This is a genomic window from Mesorhizobium sp. M0062, assembly GCF_040323125.1.
GTDB lineage: Bacteria > Pseudomonadota > Alphaproteobacteria > Rhizobiales > Rhizobiaceae > Mesorhizobium.
This window is the reverse complement of sequence record NZ_JAMYUO010000001.1, coordinates 140675-163645: the sequence shown is the minus strand read 5'-3', so window position 1 is coordinate 163645 and position 22971 is coordinate 140675. Positions and strand designations below refer to the sequence as shown.

At 63.4% G+C, this 22971-nt stretch carries 18 protein-coding genes and 1 pseudogene; 14 read left to right on the top strand and 5 right to left on the bottom strand.

Features of this window, described 5'->3' with window-relative positions; translation table 11 throughout:
- Positions 1-103: 103 nt before the first annotated feature.
- Positions 104-1696, top strand: a complete 1593-nt coding sequence (locus tag NKJ64_RS00775) for a peptide chain release factor 3 (protein WP_023712617.1) — start codon at positions 104-106, stop codon at positions 1694-1696.
- An 83-nt stretch (positions 1697-1779) separates the two neighbouring features.
- Here NKJ64_RS00775 and NKJ64_RS00770 read toward each other — a convergent pair.
- A pseudogene (locus NKJ64_RS00770) lies at positions 1780-2251 on the bottom strand (VOC family protein).
- Between the two features lie 270 nt (positions 2252-2521).
- On the opposite strand from NKJ64_RS00770, the gene ilvD reads away from it, so the two are divergent.
- A complete protein-coding gene (gene ilvD, locus NKJ64_RS00765; protein WP_023702645.1) occupies positions 2522-4366 on the top strand; it encodes a dihydroxy-acid dehydratase in 1845 nt (614 codons plus the stop codon).
- 67 nt (positions 4367-4433) lie between these two features.
- Here ilvD and NKJ64_RS00760 read toward each other — a convergent pair whose 3' ends face one another.
- Positions 4434-6191, bottom strand: a complete 1758-nt coding sequence (locus tag NKJ64_RS00760) for an ABC transporter ATP-binding protein (RefSeq protein WP_023698913.1) — start codon at positions 6189-6191, stop codon at positions 4434-4436.
- 175 nt (positions 6192-6366) lie between these two features.
- Here NKJ64_RS00760 and NKJ64_RS00755 point away from each other — a divergent pair, with 175 nt between their 5' ends.
- Both NKJ64_RS00755 and NKJ64_RS00750 read left to right on the top strand, forming a co-directional pair.
- Positions 6367-7647: an amidohydrolase family protein gene (locus tag NKJ64_RS00755; protein ID WP_352461781.1), complete on the top strand. Its 1281-nt coding sequence runs from the start codon at positions 6367-6369 to the stop codon at positions 7645-7647.
- A gap of 72 nt (positions 7648-7719) precedes the next feature.
- Positions 7720-8643 carry a DMT family transporter gene (locus tag NKJ64_RS00750; protein WP_023755678.1) on the top strand — a complete coding sequence of 308 codons (924 nt, stop codon included), beginning with the start codon at positions 7720-7722 and terminating at the stop codon, positions 8641-8643.
- Between the two features lies 1 nt (position 8644).
- On the opposite strand, the gene NKJ64_RS00745 is transcribed toward NKJ64_RS00750, so the two are convergent.
- Positions 8645-9547: a phosphotransferase gene (locus NKJ64_RS00745; protein WP_352461779.1), complete on the bottom strand. Its 903-nt coding sequence runs from the start codon at positions 9545-9547 to the stop codon at positions 8645-8647.
- 107 nt (positions 9548-9654) lie between these two features.
- On the opposite strand from NKJ64_RS00745, the gene NKJ64_RS00740 reads away from it, so the two are divergent.
- The gene (locus NKJ64_RS00740) at positions 9655-10287 is read left to right on the top strand and encodes a class I SAM-dependent DNA methyltransferase (protein ID WP_023826523.1); all 633 of its coding nucleotides are present in this window, start codon (positions 9655-9657) and stop codon (positions 10285-10287) included.
- Between the two features lie 12 nt (positions 10288-10299).
- Here the strand turns inward: NKJ64_RS00740 and NKJ64_RS00735 are convergent, their stop codons facing one another.
- Together NKJ64_RS00735 and NKJ64_RS00730 are read right to left on the bottom strand one after the other, a co-directional pair.
- Positions 10300-12753 (bottom strand): GcvT family protein, encoded by a 2454-nt coding sequence (locus tag NKJ64_RS00735; protein ID WP_352461777.1) that lies wholly within the window; start codon positions 12751-12753, stop codon positions 10300-10302.
- Positions 12750-13634 (bottom strand): phosphotransferase family protein, encoded by an 885-nt coding sequence (locus NKJ64_RS00730; protein WP_023826525.1) that lies wholly within the window; start codon positions 13632-13634, stop codon positions 12750-12752. The genes NKJ64_RS00735 and NKJ64_RS00730 overlap by 4 nt, the downstream gene beginning before the upstream one ends.
- Before the next feature lie 419 nt (positions 13635-14053).
- Here NKJ64_RS00730 and NKJ64_RS00725 point away from each other — a divergent pair, with 419 nt between their 5' ends.
- From NKJ64_RS00725 to NKJ64_RS00685, 9 genes are all read left to right on the top strand, one after another.
- Positions 14054-14818: a DeoR/GlpR family DNA-binding transcription regulator gene (locus NKJ64_RS00725; RefSeq protein ID WP_023685103.1), complete on the top strand. Its 765-nt coding sequence runs from the start codon at positions 14054-14056 to the stop codon at positions 14816-14818.
- Positions 14819-14887: 69 nt separating this feature from the next.
- Complete coding sequence (locus NKJ64_RS00720; protein ID WP_352461775.1) at positions 14888-15163, top strand: hypothetical protein; 276 nt, start codon at positions 14888-14890, stop codon at positions 15161-15163.
- A 55-nt stretch (positions 15164-15218) separates the two neighbouring features.
- Positions 15219-15830 carry a DedA family protein gene (locus tag NKJ64_RS00715; RefSeq protein WP_023692634.1) on the top strand — a complete coding sequence of 204 codons (612 nt, stop codon included), beginning with the start codon at positions 15219-15221 and terminating at the stop codon, positions 15828-15830.
- An 80-nt stretch (positions 15831-15910) separates the two neighbouring features.
- Entirely contained in the window at positions 15911-16822 is a 912-nt protein-coding gene (locus NKJ64_RS00710) for a LysR family transcriptional regulator (RefSeq protein ID WP_023673412.1), read from the top strand.
- Between the two features lie 211 nt (positions 16823-17033).
- Positions 17034-18188 carry an ABC transporter substrate-binding protein gene (locus tag NKJ64_RS00705; RefSeq protein ID WP_023692632.1) on the top strand — a complete coding sequence of 385 codons (1155 nt, stop codon included), beginning with the start codon at positions 17034-17036 and terminating at the stop codon, positions 18186-18188.
- Between the two features lie 206 nt (positions 18189-18394).
- Positions 18395-19393, top strand: a complete 999-nt coding sequence (locus NKJ64_RS00700; RefSeq protein ID WP_352461772.1) for an ABC transporter ATP-binding protein — start codon at positions 18395-18397, stop codon at positions 19391-19393.
- 220 nt (positions 19394-19613) lie between these two features.
- Positions 19614-20579 carry an ABC transporter permease gene (locus NKJ64_RS00695; protein WP_023685099.1) on the top strand — a complete coding sequence of 322 codons (966 nt, stop codon included), beginning with the start codon at positions 19614-19616 and terminating at the stop codon, positions 20577-20579.
- Positions 20569-21384, top strand: a complete 816-nt coding sequence (locus NKJ64_RS00690; protein ID WP_352461770.1) for an ABC transporter permease — start codon at positions 20569-20571, stop codon at positions 21382-21384. The genes NKJ64_RS00695 and NKJ64_RS00690 overlap by 11 nt, the downstream gene beginning before the upstream one ends.
- Before the next feature lie 105 nt (positions 21385-21489).
- The gene (locus NKJ64_RS00685) at positions 21490-22917 is read left to right on the top strand and encodes a gamma-aminobutyraldehyde dehydrogenase (RefSeq protein ID WP_352461768.1); all 1428 of its coding nucleotides are present in this window, start codon (positions 21490-21492) and stop codon (positions 22915-22917) included.
- The last annotated feature ends 54 nt before the right edge of the window (positions 22918-22971 follow it).

Here is a 22971-nt window from a genome sequence, read left to right as displayed (position 1 = left end):
CAGCGGGTTAAGCTCAAGGACGGTCGAGGCCTGCCGGCCCGAAACTGTCGACAGGCCAGCAATGCGCTGCTAGAAGCCCGCGCCACAGACAGGATTCCAGAAATTGGCTGAAGACATCGAACAGGCGGTATCGCGCCGCCGCACTTTCGCGATCATCGCCCACCCCGACGCCGGCAAGACGACGCTCACCGAAAAGCTGCTGCTGTTCGGCGGCGCCATCCAGCTTGCCGGCGAGGTCAAGGCCAAGAAGGACCGCATCCAGACCCGGTCCGACTGGATGAAGATCGAGCGCGAGCGCGGCATTTCGGTCGTCACTTCGGTGATGACCTTCGAATACGAGGACAATGTCTTCAACCTGCTCGACACGCCAGGTCACGAGGATTTCGCCGACGACACCTATCGTACGCTCTCGGCGGTCGACTCGGCCGTCATGGTCATCGACGCCGCCAAGGGCATCGAGCCGCGCACGCTGAAACTGTTCGAAGTCTGCCGGCTGCGCGACATCCCGATCATCACCTTCATCAACAAGATGGACCGCGAAAGCCGCGACCCGTTCGAAATTCTCGACGAGATCGAGCAGAAGTTGGCGCTGGACACCGCCCCCATCACCTGGCCGATCGGCCGCGGCAAGACTTTTGCCGGCACCTACCACCTGGCGCTCAACGCTGTGCGCAGGGGCGATGCCGAGAAAGACCGCACGCCGGTCAACGGCCCCGACTCCAACCGCGTCGCCGGCCTGCTGCCGGAAAACGAGCGCGAGGCCTTCATCGAGGAGCTGGAGCTCGCGCGCGAAGCTTGCCGCCCGCTCGACATCGACGCCTTCCGAGAAGGCCATCTGACACCGGTCTATTTCGGCTCCGCGCTGCGCAATTACGGCGTGCGCGACCTGATCGAGGCGCTCGGCGCCTTCGGGCCGCCGCCGCGCGCGCAGGAGGCAGACACCCGCAAGGTCGAGGCGACGGAGGAGAAGATGACGTCCTTCGTGTTCAAGATCCAGGCCAATATGGACCCCAACCATCGCGACCGCATTGCCTTCGTGCGCGTCTGTTCGGGCAAGCTCGAGCGCGGCATGAAGGCCAAGCTGGTGCGCACCGGCAAGCCGATGAGCCTGTCGGCGCCGCAGTTCTTCTTTGCCCGCACCCGCGTCACCGCCGACGAAGCGTTTGCCGGCGATGTCGTCGGCATTCCCAACCACGGCACGCTGCGTATCGGCGATACGCTGACCGAAGGCGAGGAGATACTGTTCCGCGGCGTACCTAACTTCGCGCCGGAAATCCTGCGCCGTGTGCGCCTCGGCGACGCGATGAAGGCGAAAAAACTCAAGGAAGCGCTGCACCAGATGGCCGAGGAAGGCGTCGTGCAGCTGTTTTCGCCGGAAGACGGCTCGCCGGCCATCGTCGGTGTCGTCGGCGCGTTGCAGCTCGACGTCTTGAAGGAGCGGCTGAATTTCGAATACACGCTGCCGGTCGAATTCGAAATGTCGCGCTTCTCGGTCTGCCGCTGGATCTCGGCCGACGACAAGGGCGAGACGCTTCGCTTCATCGAAGCGCATCGCGGCGACATCGCCCGCGACCTCGACAACGACCCTGTGTTTCTGGCCCAGCACGCCTTCTCGCTGAACTACGAAGCCGAACGCTGGAAGGCGATCCGCTTCGCAACCGTCAAGGACTACCAGGTCCGCGACAAGGCGGCGTAAGGCGCCATCTTGCCTTCTCCCCGTTCACTGGGAGAAGGTGCCCGAAGCGCGGATGAGGGGCAGCGAGGCGTTGAGGGCTTCACTCAGCCTTTGGCAGCTTCCTCGATCTTGGCGATATCGATCTTGCTCATCTGCATCATCGCCGACATCACCCGCCCGGCCTTGGCCCGGTCCGGATCCAGAAGCAGGCGCGGCAGTTGCTCCGGCACGACTTGCCAGGAGACGCCGAACTTGTCCTTCAGCCAGCTGCATTGCGACGGTTCGCCGCCGCCTTCGATGAGCTTGTCCCAGAAATAATCGACCTCTTCCTGGGTCTTGCAGTCGATCGACTGTGACATCGCCTCGTTGAACTTGAATTGCGGTCCGCCGTTGAGTGCCTGGAACTGCACGCCGTCGAGTTCGAACGTGGTCACCAGCGCCTTGCCGGCATCGGCTTGGCCTTCGGGCCAACGCAGCACGCTCAGCACCTTCGAATTCTTGAAGATGGAGACGGTAGAAATTCATCGCCTCTTCGGCCTGGCCATCGAACCACAGGCAGGTGGTGATCTTTTGCATGTCATGCTCCTCGGGTGTTTGGTTGCGGTTACAGGTGAAGCTGCTGACTTATAGAAATGGTGCCATTCCCTTGCCGTCGTCCAAGGACGGATGCCGGGCTAGCGATCCGACACTGGCCGGCAATCTTTTTCGAAACCCTGATTTTCAGCGAGACTCTGGCGCATTGCAAAAAAGTGGCCAGACCATACTTGCCGGTCTATAAACCCTGCGATCCAAGTTCCGCGCCGCCACGCTCCGCACCGGGCGCAGCCAGCCAGCCAAGGAAAATTCATGCCTGCCTATCGCTCCCGCACCACCACCCACGGCCGCAACATGGCCGGCGCCCGCGGCCTGTGGCGCGCCACCGGCATGAAGGATTCGGATTTCGGCAAGCCGATCATCGCGGTGGTCAATTCCTTCACCCAGTTCGTGCCGGGTCATGTCCATCTGAAAGACCTTGGCCAGCTGGTGGCGCGCGAGATCGAGAAGGCCGGCGGCGTCGCCAAGGAATTCAACACCATCGCCGTCGATGACGGCATCGCCATGGGCCATGACGGCATGCTCTATTCGCTGCCGTCGCGCGAGCTGATCGCGGACTCGGTCGAATATATGGTCAACGCGCATTGCGCCGATGCCATGGTCTGCATCTCCAATTGCGACAAGATCACGCCCGGCATGCTGATGGCCTCCTTGCGCCTCAATATCCCAAGCGTCTTCGTCTCCGGGGGGCCGATGGAAGCCGGCAAGGTGGTGCTCGCCGGCAAGACACAAGCGCTCGACCTGGTCGACGCCATGGTTGCCGCCGCCGACGACAAGATCTCCGACGAGGACGTCAAGGTCATCGAACGCTCGGCCTGCCCGACCTGCGGCTCGTGCTCCGGCATGTTCACCGCCAATTCGATGAATTGCCTGACCGAGGCGCTCGGCCTGTCGCTACCCGGCAACGGCTCGACCCTGGCAACCCACGCCGACCGCAAGCGGCTGTTCGTCGAGGCCGGCCATCTCATCGTCGATCTCGCCCAGCGCTACTACGAGCAGGATGATGAGTCGGCACTGCCGCGCAGCATCGCCTCCAAAGGCGCCTTCGAGAACGCCATGACGCTCGATATCGCCATGGGCGGCTCGACCAACACCGTGCTGCATATCCTGGCCGCCGCCCATGAGGGCGAGGTCGATTTCACCATGGAAGACATCGACCGGCTGTCACGCCGCGTTCCGGTGCTGTGCAAGGTCGCACCGGCCAAGTCCGACGTGCATATGGAAGATGTCCATCGTGCCGGCGGCATCATGGCGATCCTCGGCCAGCTCGACAATGCCGGGCTGCTCAACCGCAACCTGCCGACGGTGCATACGGCAAGCCTCGGCGAAGCGCTCGACCATTGGGACATTTCCCGCACCTCAAGCCAGAGCGTCCGCGACTTCTTTCTCGCCGCTCCGGGTGGCGTGCCGACACAGGTCGCCTTCAGCCAGGACCGCCGCTGGGACGAGCTCGACCTCGACCGCGAGAAGGGCGTCATCCGCTCAGCCGAGACGCCGTTCTCGAGAGACGGCGGCCTTGCCGTGCTGAAAGGCAATCTGGCGCTCGACGGCTGCATCGTGAAGACGGCCGGCGTCGACGAGTCGATCCTGAAGTTCACCGGCCCGGCCCGCGTGTTCGAAAGCCAGGACGCTTCCGTCAAAGCGATCCTGTCCAACGAGATCAAGGCCGGCGATGTCGTCGTCATCCGCTATGAAGGGCCGCGTGGCGGCCCCGGCATGCAGGAAATGCTCTACCCCACGAGCTATCTGAAGTCGAAAGGCCTCGGCAAAGCCTGCGCGCTGGTCACCGACGGCCGCTTCTCCGGCGGCACATCAGGCCTGTCGATCGGCCATGCCTCGCCCGAAGCAGCGGAAGGCGGCACGATCGGACTGGTGCAGGAAGGCGATACGATCGAGATCGACATCCCCAACCGCACGATCCGGCTTGCTGTCAGCGACGCTGAACTCGACGCGCGCCGCGCGGCCATGGAGGCAAAGGGCGCCATGGCCTGGAAGCCCGAGGAAAAGCGCAAGCGCAAGGTGACGACCGCGCTGCGCGCTTACGCCGCCTTCGCCACCAGCGCCGACAAGGGCGCGGTGCGGCACGTGCCGGAGTGAGGGGTGCGGCGCCGACCCCCACCCCGCTGCTGCGCAGCGACCCTCCCCACAAGGGGGAGGGTAAAGCTCACGGCATCAGCTGATATTCGTAAAGCTTCTGATACAGCCCGCCCTGGTTGAGCAGCGTGCGATGCGCGCCGCTTTCCACCACCTTGCCGGCCTCCAGCACCACGATCGTGTCGGCCTGGTGCACGGTCGACAGGCGGTGGGCAATGACGATGGTGGTGCGCCCGACCGTCAGCTGCTGCAGCGCGTCGCGGAAAAGCGCCTCGGATTCGGCGTCGAGCGCGCTGGTCGCCTCGTCGAGCAGCAGGATTTCGGCATTGCGCAGCATGGCGCGCGCGATCGAGATGCGCTGGCGCTGGCCGCCTGACAGCAGCGCGCCATTCTCGCCGACATCCGTGTCGTACCCTTTCGCCTGGGCGCTGATGAAGTCATGTGCATTGGCGGCCCTTGCGGCGGCCATTACTTCCTCGTCCGTGGCGCCCTCGCGCCCGAGCCTGATGTTGTGCATGATCGTGCCGGCAAACAGGAACGTGTCCTGGCTGACATAGGCGATCTTTTCCCTGACCGAGGTGAGCGTGGCACAAGAAATGTCCTGCCCGTCGAACATCACCCTGCCGACCTGCGGGTCGTACATGCGCATGATCAGGTTGAGGATGGTCGACTTGCCGCTGCCCGAGGGTCCGACCAGCGCCGTCATCTTGCCTGCGGCAAGCGTCAGGTCCAGTCCCTCGAACACCGGCGCGCTTTCGGGGTAGGCGAAGCTGACATTGTCGAAATGGATCTCGCCCGGCCCCGCCCGCAGCGGCTTTGCATCCGGCTTTTCGGCCAGCGTCAGCGGCCGGTCGGCGAGCTGGAACATCATGCGCACGCCGACAATGCCGGTTTCAAGCGAGATGCGTACGCGGGCCAGGCGCTTGGCCGGCTCATAGGCCAACAGCAGCGCCGCGATGAAGGCCATGATGTTGCCCGGCATCTGACCGCCGCCGCCCAGAACCAGGAAGCCGCTGACAAAAACGGCGCCAGCGATGGCCAGCCCCGCAAGCGTTTCCATCACCGGGCTGGTGGCGGCCTCCAGCGTGGCGATGTTGTTGGCGCGGCTCTCCACGTCCGACACGGCCTTGTACATGCGCTTGCGCATGGCGCCTTCGAGACCGAAGGATTTGACGACGCGCACGCCGATCGCCGTTTCCTGCATCACCTGCACGATCTGGCCGAGCGAACGGAATTCTTGCGAGGCAATTTTTCGGACGCGCTTCAGGATACGATTGACGCCGTAAATGGCGATCGGCCCGATCACCAGACAGATCAGGGACAGCGCCGGCTGCTGCCAGACCATCACACCCACCAGCGCAGCCAGCGTCACCAGGTCGCGAACATAGGACGTGACGATTTGGTCGAGCACGCTGCGCGCGGCCTGGGCATTGTTCGTCATGCGCGAAATCAGTTCGGACGAAGAGGTCGAATGATAGAATTCGATGCCTTGCGCGAGAATGCTGTCATAGATCTTGCGCTGCCGGTCGGCGATGATGGCATTGCCGACCCTGCTCATGAAGTAGGCCTGGATGAAGTTTGCGAAGCCCTTGAGAATGAAAATCGCTCCGGTCGCCGCCGCGATCAGATTGACCTGCCCAATCCTCTTGTAAACCACGAATTCATTGGTGATTTCGCGCAGCATATAGGCGCTGGCTGCTGTCGTTGCCGCCACAACCAGCATCGACAGAATGGCCGCAGCGTAGCCAAATCTATGCGCGTGAAAGGATTCCCGCAAAAGCCTTGCGATAAGGCGCTGGTTTTCCGTCGAACGGAAGAAGCGAAACAAATGGCCGATCCCATGCCTGACTGACGAATTTCGGATTCGCCACCAGGGCGAAAGGCGGCTTATAGAGCGAGTTGTGGCCGGATGGAACCTTTCGCTGTCGCGGAGACAATCGGCTGCGGCACGGTGTCTTTTGCGCCACGATTGCGGCGTTCGAGCTTCAGGGAGATGACGACAGATGGATTTCGATCTTGTTGTGCGTGGCGGAACGCTGCCCGACGGCACCGTCGCCGACCTCGGCATCATCGGCGAGACGATCGTCGCCATCGAGCCCGAACTGCATGTCAGCGCCGGCACGGCGATCGACGCCCGTGGCAACCTGATCTCGCCGCCCTTCGTCGATCCGCATTTCCATATGGACGCCACGCTGTCCTACGGCATTCCACGCATCAACGCTTCGGGCACGCTGCTGGAAGGCATTTCGCTGTGGGGCGAACTGAAGCCGCTCCTGACGCATGACGCGGTGCGCGAGCGGGCGCTCGCCTATTGCGACTGGGCGGTCTCGATGGGCCTGCTCGCCATCCGTACCCATGTCGATGTCTGCGATGACAGGTTGCTGGCGGTCGAGGCGCTGCTCGACGTCAAGAAGATTGTCGCGCCCTATATCGACCTGCAACTGGTCGCCTTCCCGCAGGACGGGTTTTATCGCTCGCCGACGGCGCGCCACAACACCATCCGCGCGCTCGATATGGGCGTCGATATCGTCGGCGGCATCCCGCATTTCGAACGCACCATGGCCGACGGCACGCGCTCGGTGACCGAATTGTGCGAAATCGCGGCTAAGCGCGGGCTGATGGTCGACCTGCATTGCGACGAGACCGACGATCCGCTGTCGCGCCACATCGAGCAGCTTGCCTATGAGACGCAGCGCCTTGGCCTGCAGGGCAAGGTGGCCGGCTCGCACCTGACTTCCATGCACTCGATGGACAATTATTACGTCTCCAAGCTGCTGCCGCTGATTGCCGAGGCCGGTGTCTCGGCGATCCCCAATCCGTTGATCAACATCATGCTGCAGGGCCGCCATGACACGTTTCCCAAACGCCGCGGGATGACCCGGGTGAAGGAGATGCTGGCGCTCGGCATCCGCGTCGGTTGGGGCCAGGATTGCGTTCTCGACCCCTGGTATTCGCTGGGCACCGCCGACATGCTCGACGTCGCCTTCATGGGGCTTCACGTCGCTCAGATGTCGAGCCCTGCCGACATGGCGCGCTGCTTCGACATGGTCACCAACGTCAACGCCGCCATCATGGGCCTCGATCATCTCGGCCTTGCCGTGGGCAAGCGCGCCAGCTTCGTCATTCTCGATGCCGGCAACCCGATCGAGGCCTTGAGGTTACGTGCCGAACGGCTGTGCGTCGTCGCCAGGGGCAAGGTGGTGGCCGAGCGCACGAAGCAGGAGACACGGCTGTCGATCGCCGGCCGTCCCGGACAGGTGAACCGGCGGCACAAAACTGCGTAGAAACAGCCGATTTCCGCCGCTGGTCTTACCGATTTGCCTCGTCAAAGCGGCCGCTTGCAGCTAGGGAGCCGCATGGCCCAGTCGCTCGTCCGCACCTTTACCATCAGGAACGTGCTTTTGGCCGGCATCCTTTTGATGCTGGCCGGCGACTTCATGTTCGCGCTGAACGACGCGATGGGCAAATGGCTGGTCGCCAGCTTCTCGGTGGGGCAGGTGGTGCTGATCCGATCGATCGGGGCCTTCATCGTGCTCGGCCCGATGATCGCCAACCAGGGCGCCGGCAGACTGTTCCAGATGGAGCGGCCGGTCCTCCAGATTCTGCGCGTGCTGGCGACCACGGTGGACACAGCCTTGTTTTACGCGGCCGTCGTCTATCTGCCGCTGGCCGATGTGATGAGCTTCTACATGGCCGGGCCGATCTATGTGGCGGCGCTGTCGCATTTCCTGCTCGGCGAAAAGGTCGGCTGGCGCCGCTGGGCCGCCATCCTGGTCGGCTTCTGCGGCGTGCTGATCATCTTGAAACCCTCTTCGGCGGCGTTTTCGCAGTCCTCGCTGTTCGCGCTGGTCGGCAGCATCGCCTTCGCCTTTGCCATCATCCTCAGCCGCCGCCTGCGCGGCACCAGCGACACAACGCTGGTCACCTGGCAGACTATCGGCACGCTGCTGGTCGGCGGCGTGATGACCATAGGCGCCTGGCAGACGCCCTCGGCACTCGATTTCGGCGCCATGCTCCTGCTCGGCATCGTCTCCTGCAGCGCGCATCTGATGATTACCAGGGCGCTGAAACTGGCCCCTGCCTCGACGCTGGCGCCGCTGCACTACAGCCTGCTTCTATGGGCGGTGATCTTCGGCCTGGCATTCTTCGGCGACGTGCCCGGACCGCGCATCCTGATCGGCTCGGCCATCGTCGTGCTCGCCGGCCTGTTCATCTTCCACCGCCAGAAGGTGGTCGAAACAGTCGTGCCGCCGGAGAACGTGCCGAAAGGCGTGAATTGACCTAACCTTGGCGCACCGCCGCCAGATGCCGTGAAAACTCAGGCGTTTCCATCAGCGCCTTGCAACTGGCGAAGCGGCCGTCGGCATAGGCGCGGAAGTCCTCGACCGGGTTGTTGTTGGCAAGCTGGATCAGCCCCCACAACGTCCACAACAGGTCGCACATCGCCTTGTAGATAACGACGCGGCCGCGCTCGGCCGGTTTTGCCTCGCCGCCGAAATAGGCGCGCATCATCTCTTCCTCTTGCGTGGTGTCGAACCGGCCTTCGACCGAGAGGTCGCCGAGGTCCCAGAGCGGGTCATTCATCCCCGAATATTCCCAGTCGATGATCCACATCCGCTCGCCCGTATCGAGAAAATTCTCGCACAGTGGATCGCAATGGCAGGCGGCAATCGGCAGTCTATGGGCAGCAAGGGCGGCACGCACGGTGTCGGATTCGCGCACCACGTCGTGGTAGCCCGGCGGCAAGGCGACGTCCTTGGTCGACAAGACCTTGAGATAGTCGTCGATCATTGCAAACAGCTCGAAGCGGAACGGAAACACCGCACCGGACGCGTGCAGCCTGCGGAAGGCTTCGCCGGCGCGGGCCGGGCTGCCGGCGCGCAGCTTGAATTTTTCCGGCGACATCGTCACGGCGCCGGCAACGAAGCGGCTCGCCAGCACGCCTGTCGCAGGGTCGACATGCAGCACTTCGGGGCTGACGCCGGCTTTGGCCGCCTCACGCGCCGCCACCGCTTCATTGGCGCGGTTGATATATTCCTCCGTGCCTTTGCCGGGGATACGCAGGCAGATATCGCCGGCCCGAAAGACGAGATTGGTCATCCCGCCGAGCCGCTCCAGCGGTCCGTCATAGCCCGCCAATGCCGGAATCGCCGCAAGTGTTGCGCGTGCCTCGTCGGTCCCCATGCCTGTTGCCCCTGGCGTGTTATTTCTTGCGACAACGGTTCCACAGTTTTCGCCGTTTGGCTATCATCCCGATCGAGGGTGAGCAGCGAGCTGGCGGAGAAACAGCCATGGCGGGCAACAAGGATCATGGCGGGCTTGGCGCCGCCTATGCGGCGCAACGGCCCGAGGACGTCGCCGCGATCTATGACAGTTGGTCGGAAACCTACGATGCCGACATGTCGGCCGCCGGCTACCGCCATCCGACGATCTGCCTGGCCCTGCTGGCCCGCCATCTGCCGCGCGGCGCCGCACCGCTTCTCGACGCAGGCGCCGGCACCGGGCTGATCGGCGAGTGGCTGGCCATCACCGGCTATCCCCAGGTCGAAGCGCTCGATATTTCGCAAGGCATGCTGTCTAAAGCGGCGGCAAAGGGCGTCTATTCGGCGCTGCATTGCCTGGCGCTCGGCGGGCCACTGCCCTTTGCCGACAATGCCTATGCCGGCATCGTCTCAGCCGGCGTTTTCACCTCCGGCCATGTCGGCGCCGAGGGACTGGACGAACTGATCCGCGTCTGCCGTCCCGGTGGCGTCATCGTGCTGACCATCAAGAACACGCTGTGGAACGCCGGCTTTGCCGATCGCATCGCTGCGCTCGAGGCTGAGGGCAGGGTCGGTCGTGCCGAGGAGACTGCGCCTTATGTTTCGATGCCGGGCGAGGCTGACACCGTGCCCAGCCGCGGCCTTGTACTCCGTGTGAGCTAATCCAGGTTTCGTCTACGCCTTGATCCTGCTCATCGAAGAATCGTACATCGGTTCGAGATGAATGTTGGCCGGCGTCCGTTCCATCGCGACCACCAGCTCATAGTCCCCTGAGCTGAGAAAATCGTCGCTGACGCCATCGGCGTTGCGGACATAGCCATAGCCGATGTTCTTAGCCAGCGTGTAGCCATAACCGCCGCTGGTGAGATAGCCGACCGGTTCGCCATTGCGCAAAATCGTCTCGCGCCCGACCAGCACGATATCGGGATCGTCGACCGTGAAGCCGGCAAAGCGTTTCTTCAGGTCGGCGCCGCTGATCTTTTCGAGCGCCCGCCGGCCGACGAAATCGGTGTTCTTCCTCAGCTTCACCGCCCAGCCGAGGCCGGCCTCCTGAGGCGTGTCGTTAGGGGTGATGTCGGAGCCCCAGGCGCGGTAGCCTTTCTCCAGCCGAAGTGATTCCAGCGCCCGATAGCCTATCGGCCGGATGCCGTGCGGCTTGCCGGCGGCCATCAATGCGTCGAAAATCTCGCCGGTGGCGGCGATCGGCACATGCAATTCCCAGCCGAGCTCGCCGACATAGGTGACGCGCAGCGCCCGAACCGTATGACCGGCAGTCGTGATCTCGCGGATATGGCCGAACGGGAAGGCGGCGTTCGAGACATCGGCATCGGTCACGGCAGCCAGAACGTCGCGGGCCCGCGGTCCCATCAGTGACAGCGTGCCGAAATCCTCAGTGACATCTTTCAGCGTCACGTCGAGACCCTTGCCGACATGGTCGCCGATCCAGGAGAGATCATGCGTGCGGAAGCCGGTGCCGGTCACGATGTAGAATTTGTCTTCGGCGAGCCTGGCCACCGTCAAATCGGCCTCGATGCCGCCGCGCGTGTTGAGAAGCTGCGTGTAGGTCAGCCGTCCCACCGGCTTGGCGACATCGTTGGCGCAGATCCAGTCCAGCGCCTTAGCCGCATCCGAACCCGTCATTTCGTATTTGGCGAAGGACGACTGGTCGAAGATGCCGACTTTCTCGCGAACATGGCGATGCTCCTCGCCGACCGGGCCAAACCAGTTCTGCCGGCCCATGGAATAAATGTCTTCGGATGTGGCGCCCTGCGGCGCGAACCAGTTCGGCCGTTCCCAGCCGAGCTTGGAGCCGAACACCGCGCGATGTTCTTTCAGCCGGTCATAGAGCGGCGAGACGATGCGCGGCCGGCCCGAGACGTACTCCTCATGCGGAAAGCCGATCGTGTAATGCTTGCCATAGGCTTCCAGCGTGCGATCGCTGACCCATTGCCGGTCGCGGTGCAAATTGGAAAAGCGCCTGATGTCGACCACCCAAAGGTCGAGCGGCGCTTCACCATCGACAACCCATTGCGCCAGCACCCAGCCGGCGCCGCCGCCGGAAGCGATGCCGAAGGCGTTGAAGCCGGCGCCGACGAACATGTTGGCGCATTCGGGCGCGACACCGAGGATGAAATTGCCGTCCGGCGTAAAACTCTCCGGCCCGTTGATCATCTGCTTGACGCCGACCGTCTCCAGCGCCGGCACGCGCGCGATCGCCTGGCTCATATGCTGTTCGAAATGATCGTAGTCGTCGTCGAACAGGCGGAACTCCCAGTCATCGGGGACATCGCCGCCGGGCAGGCCGGTCGCCCAGGCCTGCGGGTTCGGCTCATAGCCGCCCATCACCAGCCCGCCGACCTCTTCCTTGAAATAGGTACGGCGGTCGGGATCGCGGATTGTCGGCGCGTCGGTCGCCAGCCCGTCGATCTTCTCGGTGATGATGTACTGGTGCTTGACCGGTTGCAGCGGCACGGAAATGCCGGCCATCGCGCCGACCTGGCGTGCCCATTGCCCGGCGCAGTTCACCACCTTGTCGCAAGCAATGTCGCCCTTGTTGGTCTTCACCGCGGTGATGTGCCCGTCCGTCATGTCAAAGCCGGTAACGCGGACGTCCTCGAACAGCTTGGCGCCATGCATGCGCGCGCCCTTGGCCAGCGACTGCGTGATGTCGGAGGGGCTGGCCTGCCCATCGGTCGGCAGCCAGGAGGCGCCGACGAGGTCGCCGGTCTCCAGCAGCGGCCACATCTTTTTGACCTCCCCCGGCGACAGCAACTGCATGTCCATGCCGAAGCTCCTGGCCGTCGTCGCCAGCCGTTTATATTCGGTCCAGCGGTCGGCATTGGTCGCAAGCCTGAGGCACCCGGTCATCTTCCAGCCGGTAGCGAGCCCGGTTTCGGCTTCCAGTCCCTTGTAGAGCTCGACCGAATATTTGAGCACGCGGGTGATCGAGGCCGACGAGCGCAACTGGCCGACCAGCCCGGCCGCATGCCAGGTCGAACCCGAGGTCAGCTTGCCCTGTTCCAGCAGCACGACATCGGCCTTGTGGTCGCGCGCCAGGTGATAGGCCGTCGAACAGCCGATAATGCCGCCGCCGATGACGACGATGCCGGCATGTGTAGGCAATGTCATGACTGTGTCCCGTACTTCGTGCGGTAATTGTCCAGCGCCCCGTCGAGCCGCGTCAGGTTCTCCGCGGTGTAGGCGACGTAGTCGATGCCGGGCGCGTCGAGGTAAAGTTCGGAAACCATGCTCCACATCGCCTCGCGCAGCAGCGAGGCGCATTGCATGGCCGCGTGCGAGCGGCGGATCGCCTCATCCGGCTCGCGCATGAAATACGCCGTGAGGAAAGTGAAGGACTCCGCGTCGCTCATCTCGGCGTTGGAGGCAACGCCGGCAAGATCGAACATCGCGGTGTTGAAACCGGCATATTCGAAATCGATGAGCCACAACCTGTCGCCATCGTCGAGAATATTTGCCGGCAAAAGATCATTGTGGCCGAAGACGATCGGCAGCAGTTTCTGGGCCCGCTCCAACTCGTCGGCCAGAGCCAGCAGCCTGGGCAGCTCGTCGCGCTTGCGGCTGCCGCCTTCGCTCAGCGTTCGCGCATAGTCGCGGATGACATGGAAGACCCAGAACATGAAGCCGGCGCCGGAGATGTGATTGGGCATCTCGCGATGGAACCCGCGCATAAGGGCTGCGACGCGGCCGATATTGGCGCGCACGTCCTCGGCAACATAGGTTTTCGCGCCGAGAAATTCCGTGACCATGATGCCGGGTTCGGAATGGCGGACCGCCGGCGCGAAGCCTGCGGCGTGCGCCGCGCGGGCCGTCATCACCTCGCGGTCGCGAAAGACGTGGTGAAATGGATAGTCCTGGCCGAAGCGCACGACATGCCGCCCGGCCGCGTCCTTGACCAGATAGTTGGCGTTGCTGAGGCCGCCCGGCAGCGGCGCAATGTCGATGCTGCCATTCCAGCAGGGCAAGGCCCGGATGCGGTCTTCAGCAGTCACGGGACCATCCCTGACTTTTGCGGAGCTTTCTTGGGCGCCATGCGCCGCGCAACGAGCGTTGGGAAACGCAAAAAATCTCGTCGGTGCGGGACGCAGGAACTCCTATCCCGCGCCGCACCGACGAGCCCCTCTGGCCAGGTTTTGATACCCGGTCTCCGCCCCCGCGGATTTGAGAAACTTTTGTGCCAGTTCAAACCCAGACGGTCTGGCCAGACGGTCCGGTCCGTGAATTGCGGCTCTGCCATCACCCTCCCGTGGCAGTTCCGAAGCTGTCACGCCATCAATGTCACGCCAGTGCTACCTAACTGTCAATGAAATGTTGTGACTTTTTTTGGGTGTTTTGCCCGAAACCACGAGCAATTCCTTTAAAAACGGCGGCATTGCCCTAAAACCGGGCAGGCCGCAAATCAGGAAGCCACATGATCCATTCGAAACGGCATGGCGAAATCCTCCGCCTCCTCAAGGAAGAGGGCACCGTCACCATTGCCAGCCTCGCCGACCGGCTGGGGGTTTCGCTTGAAACGGTGCGCCGGGATGTCAAGCCACTGACCGGCAATGGCTCGGTGCTCAAGATGCATGGCGCCATCGGCCTGCCGTCGATGGCCGGCGAAGCGCCCTTCGAGCGGCGCATGCGCGACAATGCCGAGGCCAAGCGGCTGATCGCCCGCATGGTCGCTGCCACCATTCGCGACGGTGAATCGGTCATGCTGGACACCGGCACCACGACCTCGTTCCTGGCCCGCGAACTGCTCGGCCACCGGCGGCTGACGGTCGTCACCAACTCGTCCGATATCGCCCGCACGCTGGCCACCGTCAACGGCAACAAGGTCTATATGGCCGGGGGCGAATTGCGCAGCGATTCCGGGGCCGCCTTCGGCGCCTCGGCGATCGATTTCGTCAGCCGCTTCTCGGTCAGCCATGCGGTGATTTCGATCGGCGCCGTCGATGCCGCCGCAGGCCTTGCCGACTACGATCTGGAAGAGGCGGAGTTCGCCCGCATGGTGCTGTCGCGCGGCCAGCGCTCGCTGGTCATCACCGACCACACCAAGTTCGGTCGCCAGGGTCTGGTCCAGGTCTGCGGCTTCGACGGTTTTTCCGAACTCGCCACCGACCAGCCGCCGCCGCGCGACATTGCCTCGGCACTTGCCGAGGCTGGAGCGCGCCTCAGCATCGCTGCGGCCTAGCCAAACACCGGCGACTGGCGCGCCGCGATCCCGGCCCATGCCGCCACCCGATACCACGAAGGCGATGTTGTGCATCATGCGCGCCGCGTCGCCGGCCGCATAAGATGTCGTTCTGGTGAAAAATTGCTTTTTTCAATCATCCCGCTCTTCGCAATGTCCATGCAACTTGGCAGCCGCAAACAGCGCCTCGTCGAAATGCGGGCCGGGCGAATCGCCCGCATCAGCAATGAGGCCACCGTGCTGCAAACGATGCCTTGTCTTTCCTGGACGCTTGCGCGCTCCGACCTGGAAGCGGACCCGGCTTGGCCGGACATTCCGCAACTTTCCGCCGGCGACGGTGTATGACGGTGTATAAGGTGTCCAGGATCAAGAACCTCAAAACCTATGACTGGCGCTTCGCATGACTGATCCACTGTCGGCGATCCTGGGCTTCGGCCTGCTTGGTGTCGGCTGTCTCGCCTTCACTGAAAAGATCCTGCCGCTGCCGCCCTCGCATGTGCTGCTGCTGTTCCTCGGCATGACGGCAGCCTCCGATCTCCTGGCGCTGGCGATCCTGCTTCTGGTGACGACGCTGTCCGCCATCACAGGCTGCCTTGTCTGGTATAGTGTGGGCCGTAGGATTGGATTGGATCGTGCCGACAGGCTGGTCGAGCGTTTCGGCAAATATGTCTGCTTGCGCTATGCGACCTACAGCAAGCTTGGTCAGGCCTACCGCCGCCATCATGTCCGGGTCTCCTTGCTGGCGCAGTTCATCCCGACGGTTCGCAACTATCTGCCGATCGCGGCCGGCGCGCTCCGTCTTCCACTCTTGCCCTTCGCGGCGGCGACGCTGCTCGGCGCCACGCTATGGAACACCGGCTTCCTCGTCACCGGCTACCTTATGCGCGGCAGCGGCCGGGATTCCTATGCCATCGGCTTTCGCATCATCGTCATCGTTTTGGCGCTGGAGACGGCGTTCATGCTCGCGCTTCGCTACGGTCCTGCCTGCCGGCGGCGCCTCGGGTTCGGCTGACCAGGAGGCGCCTCAAGCCGTATGGGTATAAGCTCCGCCTTCGGCTTTCCTTCCCCGGCGCGCCGGTGTTTAGTCCGGCCATGGCTTTCACCATCCGCCAGCTGCAGTTCTTCATTGCCGTCGCCGAGCAAGGCACGGTGTCGGGCGCCGCACAAAACCTCTCCATCTCGCAATCCTCGGTCACCGAGGCGATCAAGGAGCTGGAGAGCGATCTCGGCGTCGAATTGTTCGAGCGCCATCCGCGTGGCCTCAACATTACCCACAAAGGCCACCAGTTCCTGCGCCATGCGACCAAGATCCTGGCCGACGTCTCCGACGCGCGCCGCGCTTTTTCCGACGACCAGGTGGTGGCCGGCGGGCGGCTGCAGCTCGGCGTCACCTCGCTGGTCGCGGGCTATGTGCTGTCCGATCTGCTGGCGCGCTACCGCCGCGCCTATCCCGGCGTCGATGTCTCGGCCATCGAGGACAATGGCGACTATCTCGAACATCTGCTGATCGGCGGCAAGCTCGACATTGCCGTCATGGTCACCTCCAATTTGCGCGACCGCACCGCTCTGCAGTCGGAAATCCTCGAGGTCTCGGCCTACCGGCTGTGGGTCCCGCTCGGCCACAAGCTGGCCAGCGCCGACATTATCGGCATAGGCGACATTGCCGGCGAGCCGCTGATCATGCTGACCGTCGACGAGATCGAGGAGAACACCGGCAAGCTTCTGGCGGCGATCGGCGCCAGGCCGCATGTCGCCTTTCGCACCCGCTCGGTCGAAGCCGTTCGCAGCCTCGTCGCCACAGGTGCGGGCGTGGCGTTGCTGCCCGACCTAGTCTACCGGCCGTGGTCGCTGGAAGGCGACCGCATCGAATCGCGCGACATTTCGGGTTCCCTGCCGGTCGTCCAGGTCGGCATGGTCTGGCGCCGCGGCTCCGGTCTGCCGCAGGCGTCGCGCGACTTCATCGGCCTTGCCCAGTCGCAGCGTATGGTACGCCAGCAGCGTTGATAGGGTGCGTGGTTATCTATCGGAAAAACCGATATCGCGTTTCTGATAAATGAATTTGCGAAACCGGAATTTTCCGAGCACTTTTCATGTCAGGGACGAAAGCCGCCATCAGAGCGGCAACGTGCCATCGGATGAACTGACGCTTTTCAGCCTGCGGCTGACCGCGGCGGCGACTCACTTCGCAGTCAGGCGCCAAAATGGGAGATTGACGATGAATTCATTCCTGAAGACGTGCACCGCCTTGACGGTCGCGCTGACCTTTTCCGGTCAGGCCGTCGCCCAGGTCAAGGAACTTGGCAAGGGCGAAGGGGAGGTCAGCATCGTTGCCTGGCCGGGGTACATCGAGCGCGGCGAAACCGACAAGGGCTATGACTGGGTGACCTCCTTCGAGAAGGAGAGCGGCTGCAAGGTCAACGTCAAGACCGCGAACACCTCCGACGAGATGGTCTCGCTGATGAATGAGGGTGGGTTCGATCTAGTCACCGCTTCGGGTGACGCATCGCTGCGCCTCGTTGCCGGCAAGCGCGTGCAGCCGATCAACACCGATCTCATCCCGAGCTGGAAGGCGGTAGACGACCGTCTGAAGGATGCGCCCTGGTTCACCGTCGACAAGGTGCATTACGGCGTTCCCTATCAGTGGGGCCCGAACATCCTGATGTACAACACCGATGTCTTCAAGGAAGCGCCCAAGAGCTGGAACGTCGTCTTCGAGGAAATGAACCTGCCGGACGGCAAGTCCAACAAGGGCCGCGTCCAGGCCTATGACGGCCCGATCCACATCGCCGACGCCGCCAACTATTTGATGTTCCACAAGCCGGAACTCGGCATCAAGGACCCGTACGAATTGAACGAAGACCAGTACAAGGCAGCGCTCGAGCTGCTGCGTGTTCAGCGGACGCTGGTCGGCCGCTACTGGCATGACGCCGCCATCCAGGTCGACGATTTCCAGAACGAAGGCGTCGTCGCTTCCGGTTCGTGGCCTTACCAGGTCAACACGCTGGTTGCCGCCAAGAAGCCGGTCGCCTCGACCGTGCCGGAAGAAGGCGTCACCGGCTGGGCCGACACCACCATGATGGAGGCCGACGCCGCGCATCCCAACTGCGCCTATATGTGGCTTGAGCATTCGCTGTCGCCCAAGGTCCAGGGCGACGTCTCGGCCTGGTTCGGCTCGCTCCCCGTGGTGCCCGCTGCCTGCAAGGGCAACGAGCTGCTCGGCGAGGAAGGCTGCAAGACCAACGGCTACGAGAACTTCGACAAGATCAAGTTCTGGAAGACCCCGGTCTCCAAGTGCGCAACCCAGAACGACCAGTGCGTGCCTTACTACCGCTGGGTGTCCGACTATATCGGCGTCATCGGCGGGCGGTGAGCTCCCTTAACCCTCCCCCTTGTGGGGAGGGTCGACGCGCAGCGTCGGGGTGGGGGCAGCGCTGACGTCCGGTGCTAGTCACCCCACCCGCGGCTTCGCCGCGACCTCCCCCATCGAGGGGGAGGTGAAGTGCCGTGCCCGCTGGCCTGATTGGTGGCGCAAGAGCTATTTCGACGAAACACAAACCGGCAACAGACGGACAGCCCATGACATCGGCCGTTTCCTTCCAGAAAGTCTCTCGCCATTTCGGCAGCGTGCGCGCCGTCGATGCGGTCGATCTCGATATCGTGCCGGGCGAGTTCTTCGCCATGCTCGGTCCGTCGGGGTCCGGCAAGACGACCTGCCTGCGCCTCATCGCCGGCTTCGAGCAGCCGACCTCGGGCTCGATCTCGATCTTCGGCGACCGCGCCGAGGGCGTGCCGCCCTATCGCCGCAACGTCAACACGGTGTTCCAGGACTACGCGCTGTTCCCGCATTTGAACGTGCTGGACAATGTCGCCTACGGGCTGATGGTCAAGGGCATCGCCAAGCCGCAGCGGCAGAAGGCGGCGGAAGAGGCATTGTCACTGGTGCGGCTTCCCGGCTATGGCGCCCGCCGTCCCGGCCAGCTCTCCGGCGGCCAGCGCCAGCGCGTCGCGCTGGCCCGTGCGCTGGTCAACCAGCCCAAGGTGCTTTTGCTCGACGAGCCGCTCGGCGCGCTCGACCTCAAGCTGCGCGAGAACATGCAGGAAGAGCTGAAGTCGCTGCAGAAGGCGCTCGGCATCACCTTCGTCTTCGTCACCCACGACCAGGGCGAAGCGCTGTCGATGGCCGACCGCGTCGCCGTCTTCAATGACGGCAAGATCATGCAGATCGGCACGCCGGAAGACATCTATCAGCGGCCGAAGACCCGCTTCGTCGCCGATTTCGTCGGCTCCTCCAACGTACTGCCGCCGGACTTCGTCCAGAGCTATTCCGGCCAGCACCGCTGGGGCAGCCTGCGTCCCGAATCCATCCGCATCGGCCGCGCCGCCAAAGGCGAGGGCGTCGCCGCGCGCCTGGTCGGAACCAACTATCTCGGCGCTACGACCAAGCTGGCGCTCGACGCCGACGGGTTGAGGCTGCACGCCATCGTACCGGCCGGGACAAAGCTGCCGGCGGAAGGCGAAGCGGTGGTGCTGACGTTCAACCGCGAGCATTTGCATTTGATGGACGAGCCGGCATGATTGAGGTTTGCGCCAAGCACCCCCCTCTGTCCTGCCGGACATCTCCCCCTCAAGCGGGGAGATTGGCTGTTCCTCCCGGTTTCGCCAATCTTCAACGTTGGGGATTTGGCGAGGCAGCGAAACTGCTGATCTCCCCCCTTGAGGGGGAGATGTCCGGCAGGACAGAGGGGGGTGTGAAGGAACGCGGCTTCTCAGGGTTCCTTCAGCACGCGGTCGCCCCATGACCATCGCCGCGCTCAACTCAACCTCCGCCCCCGCCATCCTGCCCGGCAGCGGTGGCATGCGCGGCGCACTGTCGGACCTTTTCTGGCGCAAGCCGCAACTGCTGCTGTTCCTCATGCTGCTGCCGCCGGTTCTATGGCTCGGCGTTGTCTATATCGGCTCGTTGTTCGCACTTCTGGCGCAGAGCTTTTTTTCGATCGACGAGTTCTCCGGCCTCATCAACCACGAATTCACGCTGAAGACCTATGGCGACCTGTTCCAGCCCGCCAATCTCGACATCATCCTGCGCACGGTGACGATGGCGGTGCTGGTCACGCTGGCCTCGGCCGTCATCGCCTTCCCGATCGCCTATTATGCGGCGCGCTATGCCCGCGGCCGCTGGAAGGCGCTGTTCTATCTCGGAATCATGCTGCCGCTATGGTCGAGTTACCTCGTCAAGATCTACGCCTGGAAGCTGATCCTCGCCAAGGAAGGCATTTTGACCTGGCTGCTCGCCAAATTGCATCTGCTCTGGGTGCTCGATGGCTGGCTGTCGCTGCCGGTCGTCGGCGGCAACTCTTTGTCGGTCTCCGCCACCGGCACCTTCATCGCTTTCGTCTATGTCTGGCTGCCGTTCATGATCCTGCCGGTGCAGGCGGCATTGGAGCGCGTGCCCGGCAATCTGGTCGAGGCCTCCTCCGATCTCGGCGCATCGCCGGGCCAGACCTTCCGCAACGTGCTGTTCCCGCTGGCGCTGCCCGGCATCGTCGCCGGCTCGATCTTCACCTTCTCGCTGACGCTGGGCGACTACATCATCCCACAGATCATCGGCACATCGCGGCTGTTCATCGGGCAGGCCGTCTATTCGCAGCAAGGCACAGCCGGCAACATCCCGCTCGCCGCAGCCTTCACCGTCGTGCCCATCGTCATCATGGGTTTCTATCTCTGGGGCGCCAAGCGCATGGGGGCCTTCGATGCGCTCTGACGGTTCGCAATCCGCTCCGCTCGGCCTCAAGATCGCTGCCGCCTGCGGCCTGCTGTTCCTGCATCTGCCGATCTTGTTGATCTTCGTCTACGCCTTCACCACGGAAGAGAAGAGCTTCGTCTGGCCGCCGCCGGGGCTGACCACACAATGGTTCGCCGTCACCTGGAACCGGCCGGATGTCTGGCAGGCGCTGTCGCTTTCGGTCCGTGTCGCCGCCATCTCGACCGCGATTGCCTTGATACTGGGCACGCTGTGCGCCGCCGCCGTGTCACGTACGAAATTCTTCGGCCGCGAGACGATCTCGCTGCTCGTCATCCTGCCGATCGCGCTGCCCGGCATCATCACCGGCATCGCGTTGCGCTCGGCCTTCTCGCTAGCCGACATCCCGTTCTCGTTCTGGACGATCGTGCTCGGCCACGCCACCTTCTGCGTTGTCGTCGTCTACAACAATGCGGTCGCCCGTTTCCGCTGCACTTCCGGCTCAATGATCGAGGCCTCGATGGATCTCGGCGCCGACGGCTTCCAGACCTTCCGGCACGTCGTGCTGCCCAACATCGCCACCGCTCTGCTTGCCGGGGGGATGCTCGCCTTCGCGCTCTCCTTCGACGAGGTCATCGTCACCACCTTCACCGCCGGCCAGCAGCAGACCGTGCCGATCTGGATGCTGGAAGAGCTGATCCGCCCACGCCAGCGTCCGGTCACCAATGTCGTCGCCATGGTCGTGGTGCTGGTGACGCTGCTGCCCATCCTTGCCGCCTATTACCTGACCCGCGACGGCGACCAGATCGCCGGTTCGGGCAAATGAAGAACAGCGAATAGGGAGTAGCGAATAGCGAATAGGGGAGATTGCACGACCAGCCCTATTCGCTACTCGCTATTCGCTACTCGCTCCTGACCGAGGAGAACCTGCATGGACACCCAGATGCTGATCGGCTCGAAGTTCGAGAACGGCACCGAGACCGAGGAGCCGATTCTGAATCCAAAGACCGGGGCGACCATTCTCAACCTGCCTGAAGCAAACCAGGCGCAGATCGAGGCGGCTGTTACTGCCGCCGGGCGAGCGTTCGTCTTGTGGTCACGCACAACGCCGGCGCAGCGCTCCGGCTATCTTCTCAAGATCGCCGACCGCATCGAGGCCAACGCGCGGGAGTTCGCGGCGCTCGAGGCGCTGAATTGCGGCAAGCCGATCAACGCCGTGCTCAATGACGAGATCCCGGCGATCGTCGACTGCTATCGTTTCTTTGCCGGCGCTGTGCGTTCGATGCCGGGCGTGGTCGCCGGCGAATACATTCCCGGCCACACCTCGATGGTGCGGCGCGATCCGATCGGCATTGTCGCTTCCATCGCGCCGTGGAACTATCCACTGATGATGATGGCCTGGAAGCTGGCGCCGGCCATTGCCGGCGGCAACACCGTCGTCTTCAAGCCGTCGGAGCAGACGCCGCTGACGGCGCTGAAGCTGGCCAGGATCCTGGCCGAGGTTCTGCCCGAGGGCGTCGTCAATGTCGTGCTCGGCCGCGGCGACAGCGTTGGCAACACGCTGATTAATCACGCCAAGGTCAACATGATTTCGATCACCGGCGACGTCGCCACGGGCAAGAAGGTGCTGCAGGCCGCCGCCAAGTCGGTCAAGCGCACGCATCTGGAACTCGGTGGCAAGGCGCCGGTCATCGTTTTCGACGACGCCGACCTCGGCGCCGTGGTCAACGGCCTGCGCGCTTTCGGCTACTACAATGCCGGGCAGGATTGTACAGCCGCCTGCCGCATCTATGCCGGCAAGAAGATCTACGACAAGCTCGTCGCCGATCTCTCATCTGCCGTCTCGACCATCAAATACAACCAGCCCGATGACACCGAAAACGAGATCGGGCCGCTGATCTCGCGCCGCCAGCGCGATCGCGTGTCGAGCTTCGTCGAGCGCGCTTCGGAACTGAAGCACATCGAGATCACCACCGGCGGCAAGCCGGGCGTAGGCACCGGCTTCTACTACCAGCCGACGGTGGTTGCCGGCGCGCTGCAGGAAGACGAGATCGTGCGCCGCGAAGTGTTCGGCCCGGTCGTTTCCATCACCCGCTTCTCCGAAGTCGATGAAGCTGTGAACTGGGCCAATGACAGCGACTACGGCCTGGCATCCTCGGTGTGGACCAAGAACGTCTCGCGCGCCATGGCGACGGCCGCCCGTCTGCAATATGGCTGCACCTGGATCAACACCCATTTCATGCTGACCAACGAGATGCCGCATGGCGGGCTGAAGCAGTCCGGCTACGGCAAGGACATGTCTCTCTATGCGCTGGAGGATTATACCGCCGTTCGTCATGTGATGGTGGCGCATGGGTAGAGGCCGCCACTATCTCTAAAATATTCGCCACCGCGTTTTCTGTATACTAAGCGT